The 14288-nt window shown below is 71.9% G+C and carries 15 protein-coding genes; 4 read left to right on the top strand and 11 right to left on the bottom strand.

Annotation, left to right across the window (positions count from 1 at the left end; genetic code table 11):
* Positions 1–35: 35 nt before the first annotated feature.
* Positions 36–950, bottom strand: a complete 915-nt coding sequence (locus tag ACFPGP_RS22885; protein WP_378593798.1) for a hypothetical protein — start codon at positions 948–950, stop codon at positions 36–38.
* 183 nt (positions 951–1133) lie between these two features.
* Here ACFPGP_RS22885 and ACFPGP_RS22890 point away from each other — a divergent pair, with 183 nt between their 5' ends.
* Complete coding sequence (locus ACFPGP_RS22890; RefSeq protein ID WP_378593800.1) at positions 1134–1781, top strand: helix-turn-helix domain-containing protein; 648 nt, start codon at positions 1134–1136, stop codon at positions 1779–1781.
* 46 nt (positions 1782–1827) lie between these two features.
* The gene (locus ACFPGP_RS22895; RefSeq protein ID WP_378593802.1) at positions 1828–1986 is read left to right on the top strand and encodes a hypothetical protein; all 159 of its coding nucleotides are present in this window, start codon (positions 1828–1830) and stop codon (positions 1984–1986) included.
* Here ACFPGP_RS22895 and ACFPGP_RS22900 read toward each other — a convergent pair.
* The 7 genes from ACFPGP_RS22900 to ACFPGP_RS22930 all read right to left on the bottom strand — a co-directional run bounded on the left by ACFPGP_RS22900 (position 1977) and on the right by ACFPGP_RS22930 (position 8412).
* The gene (locus tag ACFPGP_RS22900) at positions 1977–2132 is read right to left on the bottom strand and encodes a hypothetical protein (RefSeq protein ID WP_324500036.1); all 156 of its coding nucleotides are present in this window, start codon (positions 2130–2132) and stop codon (positions 1977–1979) included. The two genes, ACFPGP_RS22895 and ACFPGP_RS22900, sit on opposite strands and share 10 nt — an antisense overlap.
* 11 nt (positions 2133–2143) lie before the next feature.
* Positions 2144–2413 carry a hypothetical protein gene (locus tag ACFPGP_RS22905; protein ID WP_378593804.1) on the bottom strand — a complete coding sequence of 90 codons (270 nt, stop codon included), beginning with the start codon at positions 2411–2413 and terminating at the stop codon, positions 2144–2146.
* A gap of 20 nt (positions 2414–2433) precedes the next feature.
* Positions 2434–2865 (bottom strand): hypothetical protein, encoded by a 432-nt coding sequence (locus ACFPGP_RS22910; RefSeq protein ID WP_378593806.1) that lies wholly within the window; start codon positions 2863–2865, stop codon positions 2434–2436.
* Positions 2862–4034, bottom strand: a complete 1173-nt coding sequence (locus tag ACFPGP_RS22915; protein WP_378593808.1) for a tyrosine-type recombinase/integrase — start codon at positions 4032–4034, stop codon at positions 2862–2864. The genes ACFPGP_RS22910 and ACFPGP_RS22915 overlap by 4 nt, the downstream gene beginning before the upstream one ends.
* Positions 4035–4773: 739 nt before the next feature.
* Complete coding sequence (locus ACFPGP_RS22920) at positions 4774–5394, bottom strand: hypothetical protein (RefSeq protein ID WP_378593810.1); 621 nt, start codon at positions 5392–5394, stop codon at positions 4774–4776.
* Positions 5395–5885: 491 nt separating this feature from the next.
* Entirely contained in the window at positions 5886–6929 is a 1044-nt protein-coding gene (locus tag ACFPGP_RS22925; protein ID WP_378593812.1) for a DUF4037 domain-containing protein, read from the bottom strand.
* 13 nt (positions 6930–6942) lie between these two features.
* Positions 6943–8412: a hypothetical protein gene (locus ACFPGP_RS22930; RefSeq protein WP_378593814.1), complete on the bottom strand. Its 1470-nt coding sequence runs from the start codon at positions 8410–8412 to the stop codon at positions 6943–6945.
* A 116-nt stretch (positions 8413–8528) separates the two neighbouring features.
* On the opposite strand from ACFPGP_RS22930, the gene ACFPGP_RS22935 reads away from it, so the two are divergent.
* On the top strand, positions 8529–9074 hold the full coding sequence (locus ACFPGP_RS22935; protein WP_378593816.1) for an LURP-one-related/scramblase family protein: 546 nt from the start codon (positions 8529–8531) through the stop codon (positions 9072–9074).
* Between the two features lie 32 nt (positions 9075–9106).
* Complete coding sequence (locus tag ACFPGP_RS22940) at positions 9107–9391, top strand: hypothetical protein (protein ID WP_378593817.1); 285 nt, start codon at positions 9107–9109, stop codon at positions 9389–9391.
* Positions 9392–9742: 351 nt separating this feature from the next.
* On the opposite strand, the gene ACFPGP_RS22945 is transcribed toward ACFPGP_RS22940, so the two are convergent.
* From ACFPGP_RS22945 to ACFPGP_RS22955, 3 genes are all read right to left on the bottom strand, one after another.
* Positions 9743–11779: an ATP-binding protein gene (locus tag ACFPGP_RS22945; protein WP_378593819.1), complete on the bottom strand. Its 2037-nt coding sequence runs from the start codon at positions 11777–11779 to the stop codon at positions 9743–9745.
* 84 nt (positions 11780–11863) lie between these two features.
* A complete protein-coding gene (locus tag ACFPGP_RS22950; RefSeq protein ID WP_378593821.1) occupies positions 11864–13150 on the bottom strand; it encodes an ATP-binding protein in 1287 nt (428 codons plus the stop codon).
* A gap of 42 nt (positions 13151–13192) precedes the next feature.
* Positions 13193–14278, bottom strand: a complete 1086-nt coding sequence (locus tag ACFPGP_RS22955; RefSeq protein WP_378593823.1) for a potassium channel family protein — start codon at positions 14276–14278, stop codon at positions 13193–13195.
* Positions 14279–14288: the final 10 nt, after the last annotated feature.

The following is a 14288-nucleotide window of genomic DNA, read 5'->3' on the forward strand; positions in this document are numbered from 1 at the left end:
CATCTCGGCAGAGAAGGTCACGGCAACGTTCTGAATCACGCGGACTCGTCGAACTCGCCGTGAACCTCGTCGACGTACTTCTCTCTGTGCTGCCACAGGTACTCCTCGAGGACTTCGTCGAGGCTCATCGGCGGCACCTCGTGGGCCGCGACGAACGCGCGGAGCTCCTCGACGAGACGCTCGTCCATGGCGTACCGACAGAGCCGGTCCATGAGGACCGATGCGCGGCGCCGGATCCATCGCACCGACTGAGGGCGGTCGCGGGCGACATACTCGACAACCGACGGTGAGGTGAGCCCAGCACGTCCCCGCCGCGCGGGAGCGAAACGCTCTTCGGCGGCCTCAGCGAGCTGCTTCAGGAGCGATGCATCGGAAAGGCTCACCAAGCCCCGCAATAGCGCTGACTGCATGAGCAAGCTCGTCTCGAACACGGCATCAGCGTGAAGCTCGGGGACACTCGCGAGAAGGTCGAGGTCTTCGGGGTTGTCGCACAGCGTGGTGTTTGCCCAGGTGCGATCGCTCCGCCGCGCTGCCTCGGAGCGGCCCAGCTCGGCGAGCAGAGAGCGGCGCACAGCGCGGAGGATGGCCGCAGCCACGCATCGGTTCGCCGGTCGGCTCCGGATCTGCAGCCACAGCTCGCCGGCGGTCAGCGCGTCGATGTCCGGCGACAGATCCCGCAGGCCGTCGGCCAACCGGGTCGCACCGGGCAGCAGGAGCCATGCCAGGACCGTCGCCGCCTCGGCGTCGTCCTGGGCCAGCCGGTGCAGACGGACCAGCAGGACATCCTTGGTCGCAATTGGGGCCCGGCGCGTCCAGCCGGGTAAGTCGGGGAGGTCATCCACGACCGCCAGTTCTGGATCCTGAAGGCACCAGCGCTGCCACGCCCCTGCGGCAGCCACCATCGCCGGGCCGTCAATCTCGTCGAGGCCGAGGCACTTCCCCACGCTCATCGTCGCTCCTCCTGTCTCAGGGCAGACCCCTGTCAAGAGGTAGGTGTGCAGGCCCGTCCAGATTTGGCAGGGACACGCCGCGAGTGAACCACCGCGGACATCGGCCGATGTCCGCGTTCGGGCTGGTCAGGCCCCTAAATCACGGCCGATCCACGGTCAGATCCGATCCGATATTCTCGAAACGTGTCCGGGAACGCCCTGCTCGTGTACGCCCGCCGCGCGGCCGGGCTGACCCAGGACGCCCTCGCGCGGCTCGCCGGTACGTCGCAGCCGACGCTCTCGGCGTATGAGCGCGGCACCAAGTCACCGTCCCTGGCCGTCGCCGAGCGGATCATCGAGGCTGCTCACCACCGGCTCGAGGTCCGGCCCACCGTGGAATTCGTGGAGGTACCGGGGCAGTACGGGCTGCGCCCGTTCTGGCTCGCCCACCAGCTGTGGCGGCTGGATCCGGACCGAGCGTTCGCCACTGTCCTGCTTCCTGGGCCCCACCACGACTGGTCCGCACCGCGCCAGCAGTACCACCTCGCCGACCGCACCGACCGGGCGCGCGCCTATGAGCTCGTCCTCCGCGAGGGCGGGCCGACGGACATGCTCGACTTCATCGACGGCGCGCTCCTGGTCGACATCTGGAAGGAACTCGAGCTGCCCGACCCGATCCGTCGAGCGTGGCAGCCGCTCATCCGCAAGACCCTTCCCGCACGCCGCCGGCGACGCGCGTCCGATCGGAAGGGCAACGGCCCACCTGGCGCACTCATCCGACTCCGCCCCAGCGAGCGGGCGAAGTATCTGCAGTTGACACAAGAGGACGCTGACGATGAGCCGATCGGCTGAGCGCAATGCGATGGCGGCGCCGCGGCGTGCCCGGCACAATCGACTGGTGAGCACGAACGCGTTCTGGGACGACCTCGCCACGGACCTCGGCGACCCCGAGTTCCGGCGCGCTTACGTCTCCGAGGCCGCGCGCATCGCCGCTGTGGACGCAGCGATCAATGCTGAAGCAGCCTCGGGCCCGACCGGCGACCGGACTCAGTCTTGAGCTTCGTCGTCCTCGATCGAGACGGCCAGGAGCTCCTCGTCAGTGAGTGACGCGTAGTAGGCCCTGAACACACGCTCGGCCTCGCGGCCTTCCGAGCCCATGCGAGCCCTCCGCTCCCGGGCGTACTCCGCAAAGGTCTTGGCCATGGGTTGCTCGCTCAGGCGTGCCGAGCGGTCAGTCGCTCGATCGCGGCCTGGTACTCCTCGATGGCTCCGGGGAGCAGTTCGATGTGCACGACGGTCCCGTCGGCCGCAGGAACGAGGTCGATCACCTGCCCCATGGCTAGGTCCTCGCCCTCGCGCAGCGTGAGTACAGCGCCGGGGACGATTCGCTCCGGTTCGCGGGCTTCGTCGAGGAACACCCAGATGTAGCCGGTCTCGTCTTCGTTGGCGAAGTCCACCTCAAGGTCGACCTGGTAGTCGGCCATGTCGTCGAGCTTCTGAGTTGTCATCGTGGCCTCCTTCCGGCCGTCCGTTTCCAGTATGGATTCTCCCGCAAGTCGCCGAGAGCGTCCAGAAATGCCTTGTACTCGGGGCCGTCGGGTCCGGAGAACAGCACGGTCCAGTGCGGTGCCGTGAACGTGGGCACGAGCCTGAGCCCCGCCACGTCGGCGGACGTGATCCGGTAATAGCGGCGCCGGACGTCCATCTTGGTGGCCAGCACCCAGGCTTCGCTCTCCTCGGTGGCAGCGAACGCAGAGACGCCGTAGCAATCGACACCTCCGAGTGTGTATCGACGGCTCAGGCGAGCGGCTTGGTGCTGCAGTCGATCAAGGTTGTCGTCCTGATCACCGGCTCGGAGCAGAAAGACCAGATCGTCGGGCGACTCGGTCCCGCGGAGGACATCCTCGAGACGAAGCTTGGCGATCGGTTCGGTCATTGGCCCACCGTTTCACTCGGCTCCGACACCAACGCGGAGAGTCGCCGAGCGATCTCGGCGTCGCGGTCGGCGGCGGCGTGCTGGTAGCGCATCGCGGCACCAGGGGTCGAGTGACCGAGACGGCCCATGAGCTCGGCAAGAGTCGCGCCGGTTTGGGCGGCGAGGACCGCGCCGGTGTGGCGAAGGTCGTGCCAGCGGAGGTCCTCGCGACCGGCGGCCTTCCGGGCCGGGTAGTAGACCTTGTAGAGCGTCGACGGCGCCATGTGGGCGTTGCTATCAGCGGCAGCTGGGAACAGCAGCGCTTCCTTGCCCTTGCCGGTGTGGTTCTTCAGGTGCGCCTTCACTGCAGGCAGCAGGTGCGGCGGGATCGCGACATCACGAACCCCGGCGTCGGACTTCGGCGAGCCGACGACGAACTTGCCGCCGACGCGGACCACGCCACGGGTGATCGAGACCCGGTTGGTCCGCAGGTCGATGTCGCCGCGACGCAGCTCGGCCAGCTCGCCGAACCTCATCGCGCACCAGGCGGCGAGCAACGCCATCAGCTTGTACCGATCGGGCAGGGCCTCGACGATCTTCTCCAGTTCCTGGAGCGAGGCGGGCCGGACCTTGTGTGCGCGCACCACGTTGCCGGCGCCGCGGATGTGCGCAGGGTTGTAGGGAATCAGCGGCTTCGGTCGAGCTGATGCCGCCGAGCCGAGGACCGTCCGCAGCAGGCTGTAGGCCTGCGCGCGGACCGTCTCCTTCCCGGGGGCGAGCGCGTCGTACCACTTGGTGACGTCTTCGGCGGTGATCCGGTCGAGCCGCTCGTCCCCGAAGGTCGGATAGATGTAGACGTCGAGCAGCATCCGGTACTGCTGGCGCGTGGTCGGTCGGAGCTCGCGGCCGCGGGTCTTGCGGCCCTCGAGCCACTGGTCGCCGTACGCCTCCATCGTCGGCACCGTGCGACGCGAGGCGCCGCGCGCGGCCGCGTCCGGTGCCCAGACCTCCATCTGGATCTCGGCCCGCCGGTTGGCGAGCCAGGCGACGGCGTCCTCCTTGGCGTCGAAGGTCGTGGGCGCACGGTAGAGCCGGCCGTCGGGTCCCGTGTACGCCGCGCGGTAGCGGCCCGACTCGCGCCGCTCGATCCGGCCGAAGCCACGTCGGGCGCTACTGGTTTCCCGAGCCATCTATTGTCCCTCCAGTGTCGCCTTTCGGGGAACATACGGGGAACATAGACGTCAGAACGTGTCCGGAGATGACTTGGTTTGTCAGGCGTCAGAAGATCCCGAAAGTGCCCTTTGACCTGCGAGTTTACGTCAGAGCAGTGTCGCCAGCGAGTCCGCCGCGATCCCGGTTCTCAAAAGTTCAAACCCAGTATCGCCCACCAGCGTCTACGCAGGTCAGGGGCCGGTGCCCAGTGAGGGAACCGACCGCGCAGTTCTGAACACCGACGACAGAGCCGCCTCGGCAAGTGGGTGCCGGGGCGGCTCTGCTGTCTCTTGGTGTGTGGCCCCCGCGCCCACAGTGCGCCCCCCGTGGGTGCGGGTGCCACAACGCATCGTGGCGAGGAGTGTCGCCCTCCACAGCCGACACACGGGAATGGACGGGGGTCCACAACGCCGCCGTGTCGGGCGCACTGCCTCTTGCGCACCACCATCGCCCGTCGAGCTGAGCCTGTCATCGCCGATATGCGGGAAACCGAAGAGCCGCCGGATCGAGGCCGGGTGCGGGCTGTGAGCGGTCGACCAGGACGGCAGCGTGTGGCTCCTGGCGGCGTTCGTGGTCGGCGTGCTCTGCAACGCGGGGACGCTGTGGCTCCTTGGTCCGAGGCGAGCCGGCCGCGACTCCCGGCCGCGACTGAGACTGACGGGGCCCGTGAGCTCGGCCCCCGACGTACGCACCCCGGTACGCCCCGGGTGCCGAGCGTCAGCCGTCGTCCTTGTCGAAAGCAGTGGCCTCGGCCTTCAGGTCGGTGTCGAACTTCTTGATCATGTCGCGCAATCGGTCGACCTGGGCCTTGGTCGCCTCGTCGGCCACCATCTCGCGCAGGTCCGTGAGGCCCTTCGAGAGCTCGGCGTGCTGACTCGTCACCCGGGCCCTCTGGTTCGCCGCGATCCGCTTCATCGTCTCGCGCAGCGGAGCCCTGACCTCTTCCTTCAACAGGGCGCGGATTTCCTTCTCGGTAGCCATGTCCAACCAGTCCCCTTGCTTCTCGGCCCACGTGATGCCCTGACGCCACGTCCGCTTCGAGAGCGGGCGCGGCCCGTCGTCGGCGGCAGCCATCCCGCCCTCACCCAGGCCGTTGCCGTCGTTGTCGACCGCGGTGAGCTGGTAACGGGCCGGCAGGTTGTGCGGGCAGCCCCTGAGCACGATGTGGTCGTGCTCGACGCCACCCGCGCCGTCCCAGTTCGGACGCCGGTGCCAGCTCGCGTCGGCCCCCATCTGCCGAGCGACGAAGATCGCCTCGTCGGACGTGTGGTGCAGGTCCGCGGCCCCGCCGCGGGCGTGGGTGCCGCCCGACGTACCAGCGAAGCCGATCAGCTGCATGATGCTCAGCGAGGTCGAGATGATGCCCCGACGCCGGAGCTCGGCCTCGTACGCCGGCAGCCACTCGACCTGGCACGGACACGCCGGATGGCCACGGAAGTCGACCGCGTAGTCAGGAATGACCTCGGTCATGGGGATCCCCCTCCCTCCATACCGAGTGTGATCCCGGTCACGGAGGGCCGCAACGCGCCGACCCCGTCAGGACTAGTCCACCGAGGCACGACCCGGGCTCCGCGCCGCCGGCCCAGGATTCGGCAGCGACCGGGTCCCGCGAGTGCAGTGGGTGGACGTCGCGCGTGGCATGGCGATCGCCCTCGTCGTGCTCCACCGCGCCTCGAAGGGCTGGCCAGGTCGCGTGTGGGCGGCTGGCTGGCGGGGCAGACCGACGAGGTGCACATCGACGAGCCCGCGCAGCGGCGTGGCCTCGACCTCCAGGACTGGTCGGAGGACCTTCACGGCAGTGCGGGTGTCCGACGGCGTCCCGGGTCGGATCAGCCTGCGGCGCCCGGGCTTCGCGGTGGCCTGATCTCGTCGGCGTCGAGGACGCGCCGCAACCGGCGCCGGTTCCGCGGGGGCGACAGCAGCTCGCGGAACCGGTCGACCGGGCCGAGGGGGAACTGCTCGGCGACCGCCAGGACCTGGGGGTCGCGGATCTCGGCGTGGAGCAGGCCCGGGAAGTCCGCCCAGGGCACCTCGAACGGCCGGTCCCACATCCGCACGGTCTCCAGCGGGACGGCCTCGGTGAGCCCGAGCCGGTCGTGCACCGACGCCAGCCTGCGGTAGGCCTCGCCCAGGGCGGCCTGGCGCGCCTGCCAGTTCTCGGCACGGACGACCGCGGTCAGCGCCGGCATGAGGTCGGGCCCGTTGTCCAGCCGGGCGAACGCCGTCCCGAACCACTTCGGGTACGGCGGGTAGCGGCGTTCCATCAGGAAGCAGAGGCGCATCATCTCGGTGACGAGCCGTGACCCGATCAGCGCCGAGCCCAGGTCGTCGCCGACGTGGCCGGCACGGCCGACCAGGTTCGCCTCCGGGTGGATCCGCCACCAGCCGGTGGCCAGCAGGTAGAGCCACACGTCCCGCGGGTACCACGCCAGACGGTCGCGGACCTCACCGAGCCCGACGTCGTCGTGGAACACCTCGCCGGCCACGACGGTGGCCAGGACGTGCTCGGGCAACGTGAGCCAGTCCGCCACCTCGATCTCCCGGGCGACGTCGAGGGCGAGCTCGTCGCGGAACCAGCCGCGCAGGTTGTGCACCTCGAGCTCGACCGGCCGCCCGTCGTGGGTGGGCGGCATCGCGCCGCGCACGACGTCCCCGGCGCCGGCCTCGACGTCGCGCTCGCCCAGGAAGAGCAGGAGCCGCGGGCCCCCGTCGTGGTCGGTCGACATCTGGTCGTCGAACCCGAGGACCTCCGAACCGCGACCGAGCAGCCCCGCGGCATACGCCAGCCCGGGGAGTCGGGCCTCGATGATGGGTCGCACCACCTCGTCGTGCAGCCGACGGCTGAGGTCGATGCCCGGAACGAACGTCGACATCGGTACCCCCTCGTCAGCCGCGCGCGCTCGCGTAGCCGAGCATCGCGGCGAGGCCGAGGGCGCTGCGCGGCTCGTACGCCGCGCGCCACAGGCCGCCGTGCACCGCGCCGTACGCCTCGTCCTGCCAGGGGTGCTCGTGGACGGGCGCGCCCGCGGCGAGGTCGTGGACGAGCAGGGCGGCCATCAAGGTGTTCGCCGTGTCGGGCTCGAACACCTCCACGCCGAACCGGTGGGCGCCGGCGAAGGCAGCGGCGAGCGCGCGGTTCTTCACGACCGAGCGGGTGCGGGTCGAGGGCGCGACGTGCAGCGACACCTCCTGCCCGGCGGCGCGGGCGGTCGTCGCACGCCAGCGCTGGATGCGCTTGGCCAGGGCGTAGCTCGGCCCCTGCACCGGCACCAGGCAGTCGCCGATCCCCGGGTCTGCGTCGGGGGCGTAGGCCCGGTGCAGCAGACGGCCGCGGCTGGCCCAGCGCAGGGGACGACCGACCAGCTTGCCGGCGCGCGACCTCTCGGCGTACGCCCGTGCCGACTGCTCGACCGCCTCGCGCGGCACCGCGAAGACGTCGGTGGGGGTCGCCAGGAAGGCGAGTGCCGAGTCGGGCCGCTCGCGGGTGACCCGCTCGGCCAGGGCGTCCGCCGCCACCGAGACCCGCACGTGGGTCCCGCCGTCGGCGTAGAGGTAGTTCCCGACCACCAGGCGCCCCGGGAGGTCGTGCAGCCAGGTGGCCACCTCGGGCACCTCGGCCAGCAGGTCGACCCCCGCGGCGCCGGCCAGCTCGCGGTCCTCGAGGTCGCCCTCGGCCGGCACCGGCAGCAGCAGCCGGCCCGCGCCGGCCCGGGCGGTGCGCAGCACCCGCTCCCAGATCCCGCTGGTGGGCAGGTCGACCGCGGCCACCGTCGCGCCCCACCCGAGCAGCGGCCCCAGCGGCCCCATCTCCGCGCCGGCTCCCAGCACCACCACGGTGCGCCCCTCGAGCCGCAGCCAGTCGGGGTTGGCCTGCACCTGCGTCGCGGCCTCGGCGGCGGAGGGCTCGAGCACGCCGAGGCGTACCCACTCGTCGAGCTGCCCGCGCAGCTCGGCGCCGCGCAGGCGCCGCCCGTGGTGGGGCAGCACCAGCTCCTCGACCGGGCGACCGGTGCCCACCACCTCCGCGCTCCGCAGGCGTCGCCGCCCCGGCGCGTCGGCGAGCGACGCGAGCGGGAGGTCGTCGCCCTCGTCGTCCGGCGCCACCACCATCTCCTCGCGGACGGCCCCGAGCCCGGCGGCGGCGATCGCCCGGGCGTCCGCGGGCCGGGCCAGCCCGGCCTCGACGAGGCGGCGGAAGTGGAGCAGGTAGCCGCTGCGCCACGCCGTCTCCTGGGCGGCAGCCCGCGACCCCACGGGGTCCACCGGGGCGAGTGCCGCGGCCACGACCGCTCGTCCCACGGCGGTGGTGCTGCGTCGACCGTCGGGGCGCCGGGGGAAGGAGATGCCGTGGGTCACCGGGTCATCATGCCGCCCCCGGCCGGGTGCCCGCGTCCCGTCCCCGGCGGAGGATGGCGGCCGGCTCCCGGCGCCGTAGCGTCACGCAGGGGTCGAGCACGAGACAGGAGCAGGACATGGCACTGGGCAGGGATCGTCGTCAGGAGCGTCGCGAGGAGCGGCACGGTGGCGGAGCGGTGAAGTACCGGATGCGGCAGAAGCTGGTGTCGATCGGCGACGACTACTGGATCGAGGACGAGGCCGGCCAGCGCGTCTTCAAGGTCGACGGCAAGGCGCTGCGGATCCGCGACACCCTCATCCTCGAGGACGCCGGCGGCCGGAAGGTCGCCAAGATCCAGGAGAAGATGCTGCGGATCAAGGACGCCATGGCGATCGAGGACGGCGACGGCAACCGGATCGCGATGGTCAAGAAGGCCCTGATCACCCCCCTGCGCGACCGCTGGCACGTCGAGGTCGAGAACGGCTCGGACCTCGACGTGAAGGGCAACATCCTCGACCACGAGTACGAGTTCGAGGACGACGGCCACCGCGTCGCGAGCGTGTCGAAGAAGTGGTTCCGGGTCGCCGACACCTACGGCGTGGAGATCGAGCCGGGGACGGACCCCGTCGTGGTGCTCGCCGCCACCGTGGCGCTCGACATGATGGTGCACGAGGACCGCTGACGGATCGAACGCCTGTTCGATACCATCCCGCCATGGCGGGCGGGATGAACAAGCGGGGCCGGTACGGCTCGATGGCCGACCGCCTGGCCCGCACCCGCGGGGACGACGTGGCGGCCGACCCGGCCCCCGCTCCCCCGCCGGTCGTCAAGCACTGCTGGGTGACGACGGTCGACGGCCGGTTGCCCGGGCTGCTGCTGGCGTGGGAACGCCGCAGCACCGGGTGGCACGGTCGGGTCGTCCACCCGGTCGCCGACGAGCACGGCTGGATCCTCGCCGACGAGTGGCTGCCCGCGACCCTCCTCGACGCGCTGCCGTGACTCCCCCTCGTCGGCCTCGTGCCGTGAAGTTCCCGTGAAGGGCCGTGGGAGTCGTGGCGCAACCCCGGGCGGGGACCTACGGTGCTGGCACCCGCCGCTCCCCGGCACGAGCGGACGGGTACGGCGTCCCCCCGCTCCGGTGGGTGGACGCTGGTGGGGAGGGAGCCCTGCCGCTCAGGGGCGCGTCGTCACGACGCGCCCCTGAGACGTCTTCCGGGTCGAGCGGAGGTCACGGCGCGCCGAGCGCCTCGCGGACCCGCCCGAGGCCCCCCTCGACCGTCTGGTCGAGCACCTCGGGGGTCGCCCTCCAGCCCCGGCGATCTCCTCCACCAGGTCTCGAGTTCGTCGGTCTCATCGGTCGTGCTCACGCGCGTTCGTGCCCCGCACACCGGTGGCGACACCGGGCGGATCGGTGGTGTCCAGCGGCAGGGTGAGCTCGAACGTCGTGCCGCGGCCGTCGTCGTTGGCCAGGGCGCGGATGGTGCCGCCGTGCCGGTTCACGACGCGGCGCGCGATCGACAACCCCAGGCCCGTGCCCTCGAACTGCGTCGCGTGGGCGCGCTGGAACTCGTCGAAGACCGACTCCAGCTGTGCCTCCGGGATCCCGATGCCCTCGTCGCGGACGGTGATCGTGGCCCAGCCCGGGCGTCGCTCCTCCGCGGCGACCTCGACGCGGGGCTCGGCGCCCGGCTCGACGTACTTCAGGGCGTTGCCGACGAGGTTGTCGAGCAGCTGGCTCACCAGGAGCGTGTCGGCGCGCACCGTCGGGAGGTCACCCCACGTCACGTGCCCGTCGGCGCCCCGGCTCTCCACGATCCGGCGCAGCAGCGGCTCGAGCTCGATCCGGGTCAGGGCCAGCGTGCGGTCGGCGCTGGTGGCGTGGTCGAGCAGCCCGTCGATGAGCCGGTTGAGCCGCTGCGCCGAGCCGGCCAGCCGGCCGGTGAACCGCTCCACCTGCTCGGGGGTCAGCGTGCCCGCGCGCGAGGCCCGTCGCATCACCGCGTTCCACCCGTCGATGGCCGCGATCGGGTTGCGGATGTCGTGGGCCACGGTCCGGGCGAACTGCTGCAGCTCCTCGGCTCGTTGCAGGTCGGCGGTGATGTCGTGGAGGTTGAGCACCGCGCGCGTGCTGCCCTCGGACTCCCCGGGCAGCGGCCCACCCGAGATCCGCAGCACCCGCTCGGTGCCGTCGGGGCGGCGGACCAGCACGTCGACGTCGCGGACCACCGCGTCGAGCGCGCGCACGCCGGGACGCTCGGCCTCGTCGAGGAACGGCGTGCCGTCGAGCCGCGTGATCCGCTGGGCCAGCTGGCGCAACGGGACCGGGCCGGACAGCCCGAGGAGGGCCAGGGCGGCGGGGTTGTGGAGGACGAAGTGCCCGCCCTCGTCGACGACCGCGACGCCGTCGGTCATCGACTCGAGGATGGTGGTCAGGGTGTCGGTCTGCGCCGTCGCCCTCCGCTCGGCCGCGCGCAGGCCGTCGGCGAGGCGGACCCGCTCGTCGCGGCCGACGGCCACGACGAGACCCGTGAGCGCGACCAGGCCGACGAACAGCTGGGCGAGCAGGGCGGCCAGCGCCGGGTGGTCGAGCGCGGCGAAGGGGCCGTCCCCCTCGAGGGTGAAGCCGATGCCGAGCGCCGCGCACCCGAGGGCGTGCCAGGCGACGGCGAGCGGGCTGAAGCGGAGCCCGGCCCACACCGCGATCGCCAGCAGCGGGAAGGCGAGGGGGAGATCGAGGCCGAAGGCGATCCAGTAGAGGAACACCGTGGCGGCCACCAGGCCGGCGCCCTCGACCACGTGCCAGCGCGTGGGGGGACGCGTCGTACCGCCGCTCCGCAACCGGTGCCAGGTGAGCACGCCGGTGGTGCCGATGAGGATCGCGCCGCACAGGTTGCGCCCCCACCACACCAGCGCGCCGATGAGGCCCACGGCGTCCCAGGCGCCCTCCGCGAGGGTGGCGCCCAGGGTGCCGACCACCGCCCCTGCGAGGGTGCCGATCGCACACGCCGCGGTGAACCGGCCGAGGTCGCGGTTGGCCGCCAGCGGCTCGTCGCCGCCGCACCCGTCGAGGTGACCGACCCAGCGGCGCAGGAGCCCGACGATGATCAGCGCCTGCACCAGGTTCGCGACGACCAGGGTCGCGACGAGCTCGGCGGACGCTCCGGTGACGGCGTTCACGACCACCGTGGCGAGTGCCAGGGCCACGGTGTCCCAGGAGCGCGGTGCGGCCTGCTGGAAGAGCAGCCACAGCACCGCGACGCCGGCGGCCGGCCACACCAGGCTCAGGGTGGCGCCCTCGATGATCGTCGCGCGTCCGAGTAGGCCGGCGAGCGTGAACGCCGTCGCCCACAGCAGCGTGCGCACCCCGGCGTGCCCGAGCACCTGCATCCCCCCGATCCCCCTGACGGCGCCCCTGGACGGGACCTCCTCCGGCATCCTCTCAGGCCACGCCCGCCGGCGCGCCTCCTGCTGTCATCCGGCCTCGTCGAGCAGCTCGGCGGTGAACACCCTCCGCCCGCGCGGCAGCCCCTCGACGGTGACGACCATGCCGACAAGGCGTTCCTCGCCGCTCCGGCACCGCACGGGGACCGTGACCCGGTTGCCGATCAGGGGCGACCGGCCGTTGGTGAGGTGCAGCGTGAAGCCGGCGACGTGCGCCTGGTGGTACCGCTCGGGGACGATGTGCAGCAACCGTCGGCCGACCAGGTCGCCGGCGACGTCGTACCCGAGCAGGTCCAGCGCGCCGGCACTGATCGCCACCACCCGGTTGGCGTCGTCGACCGCCACGAGGGCCCGGGTCGAGCCGGTGACCGGCGCGGGGTCCCACACCAGCTCCTCGAGCCCGTCCGGAGGCGGCTCGTCGGCGGTGACCGGCCACCACGGCCGCGGCGCGGCGCCCCGGCCCTGCTCGCGCACCTCGCGGCAGATCCAGCGCCGCAGCTCGCGCATCTCCGGCTGCACCGGCGGGGAGAGCAGGCTGCCGGACTCCGCCATCTCGACGGCGGCGTCGAGCAGGGCGTCGAGCGTCGCGAAGCTGCCGAGCGAGTCGGCCGGGATGCGGACGGCGCAGCGGGGTGCCACCAGGCCGGTGCCGGCCGCGTCGTCCATGACCCGGCCGGGCTCGAGCGCCAGCTCGGGCTCGGGCACCTGCTCGTGGAGGATGCTGAGCGCCTCGCTGGCCCCGGCGTGCTGCTCGATCACCGTGGCGTCGTCCTCCATGGTGGCGAGGAGGTACTCACGCAGGAGGGCCGCGGCGTGCTCCTGCCAGGCCAGGTGCATGAGCAACGGCACCTCGAGGAGGTCGACCTGCACCGAGACCAGCACGGGCGGCTCCGCGTCGACCGGGATCGGCAGCAACGGCGCCCGCCGGGTGCTGCGCTCCCCCTCGCGGATCTCGAACCACACGACCTTGCCGTCCGAGTCGGGGAAGGCGCCCCAGCTGTCGACCAGCTCGTCCACCAGGTGGAGCCCGCGGCCGGTGGGGGACGTCGCGGCGTAGTCGCGCTGCCGTGGCAGGTGGGGGTTGCCATCAGCCACCTCGACCCGCAGCCCGCCGCGCTCGGCGTGCACGTGCAGGCGGATGGGCGTCCCGGCGTGCACCAGCGCGTTGGTGACGAGCTCGCTGATCGCCACCTGCGCGTTGTCGACCCAGTCGCCGGCGCCCGTCTCGCTGAGCACCTCGCGCAGCAGCCGCCGGGCCTCACCGGCGCTGGTCGGCGAGGGCGGCAGCGTGCGGTCCAGCTCGACCGACGGGCTCATGGGTTCATGCTGACGTGGCGGTGCGAGGTTTGGGAACCCGGCTCACGCCTCGTCGGTGGCGAGCTCCTCGTCGTGGGTGCCCGGGCGGGGCGCCCAGGGCAGCTCCTTCGCCGGGCGTACGACGACCAGCCGGTCGCCGCGGGCCAGCTGGGTGACCACGGGGTCGAAGTAGCGGTACACCTTCTCGTCGCGCACCACCGCGATCACCTGGTCGGGCAGCGACTGCGGGGGCTGGCCCACCTCGTTGACGAGCAGGTCGCGCTCGGCGACCTCGAGCCCCTCGCCGTAGGTCAGCAGGTCCTCCATCACCGAGCCCAGCGTGGGCGAGAGCGACGACAGGCCGAGCAGGCGCCCGACAGCGTCGGAGGAGGTGATCACGGAGTTGGCCCCGGACTGCTTCATCAGCGGCACGTTCTCCCCCTCGCGCACCGCCGAGACGATGAAGGCGTCGGGGTTGATCTGACGCACCGTCAGCGTCGCCAGCACGTTGGAGTCGTCGCGGTCGGTCGTGATGATCACGTGGTCGGCCCGGGCGACGCCGGCGCGGAGCAGCACGTCGCGGCGGGTGGCGTCGCCGGTCACCACGGCGAGGCCGTCGCTGTGCGCGTCCTGGAGCGCCTGGCCACCGGTGTCGACCACCACGATCGTGTCGCGGTCGAAGCCGTTGTTGACGAGCGTCTCAACGGCGCTGCGCCCCTTGGTGCCGTAGCCGACGACGACGACGTGCTGGTTCATCTGTCTCCTCCACCGGGCGACGCGGAACATCTCGCGGCCCTGGCTGGCCAGGACCTCGAGGGTGGTGCCGATCAGCAGCACCAGGAAGGCGATGCGCAACGGCGTGACCACGAACGCGTTGATCATGCGTGAGTGCGCCTCGTCGGGCGCGATGTCGCCGTACCCGGTCGTGCTGAGGGTGACGGTCGTGTAGTAGATCGAGTCGATCATGTCGACCTGGCCGGTCGGGTCGTTGTTGTCGCGGTAGGCGTCGCGGTCGAGGTAGACCAGCATCACGGTGCCGACCAGGATCAGCACCGCCAGCAGCATCCGGCGGCCGAGCTGCCACCACGGGGAACGGACCTTGTCCGGCAGCGCCACCCGACCGGTGGTGTCCCTCACGTCGTCCGCCACGAACCGCAAC

This window comes from Nocardioides taihuensis (genome assembly GCF_042657275.1).
Classification (GTDB): domain Bacteria; phylum Actinomycetota; class Actinomycetes; order Propionibacteriales; family Nocardioidaceae; genus Nocardioides; species Nocardioides taihuensis.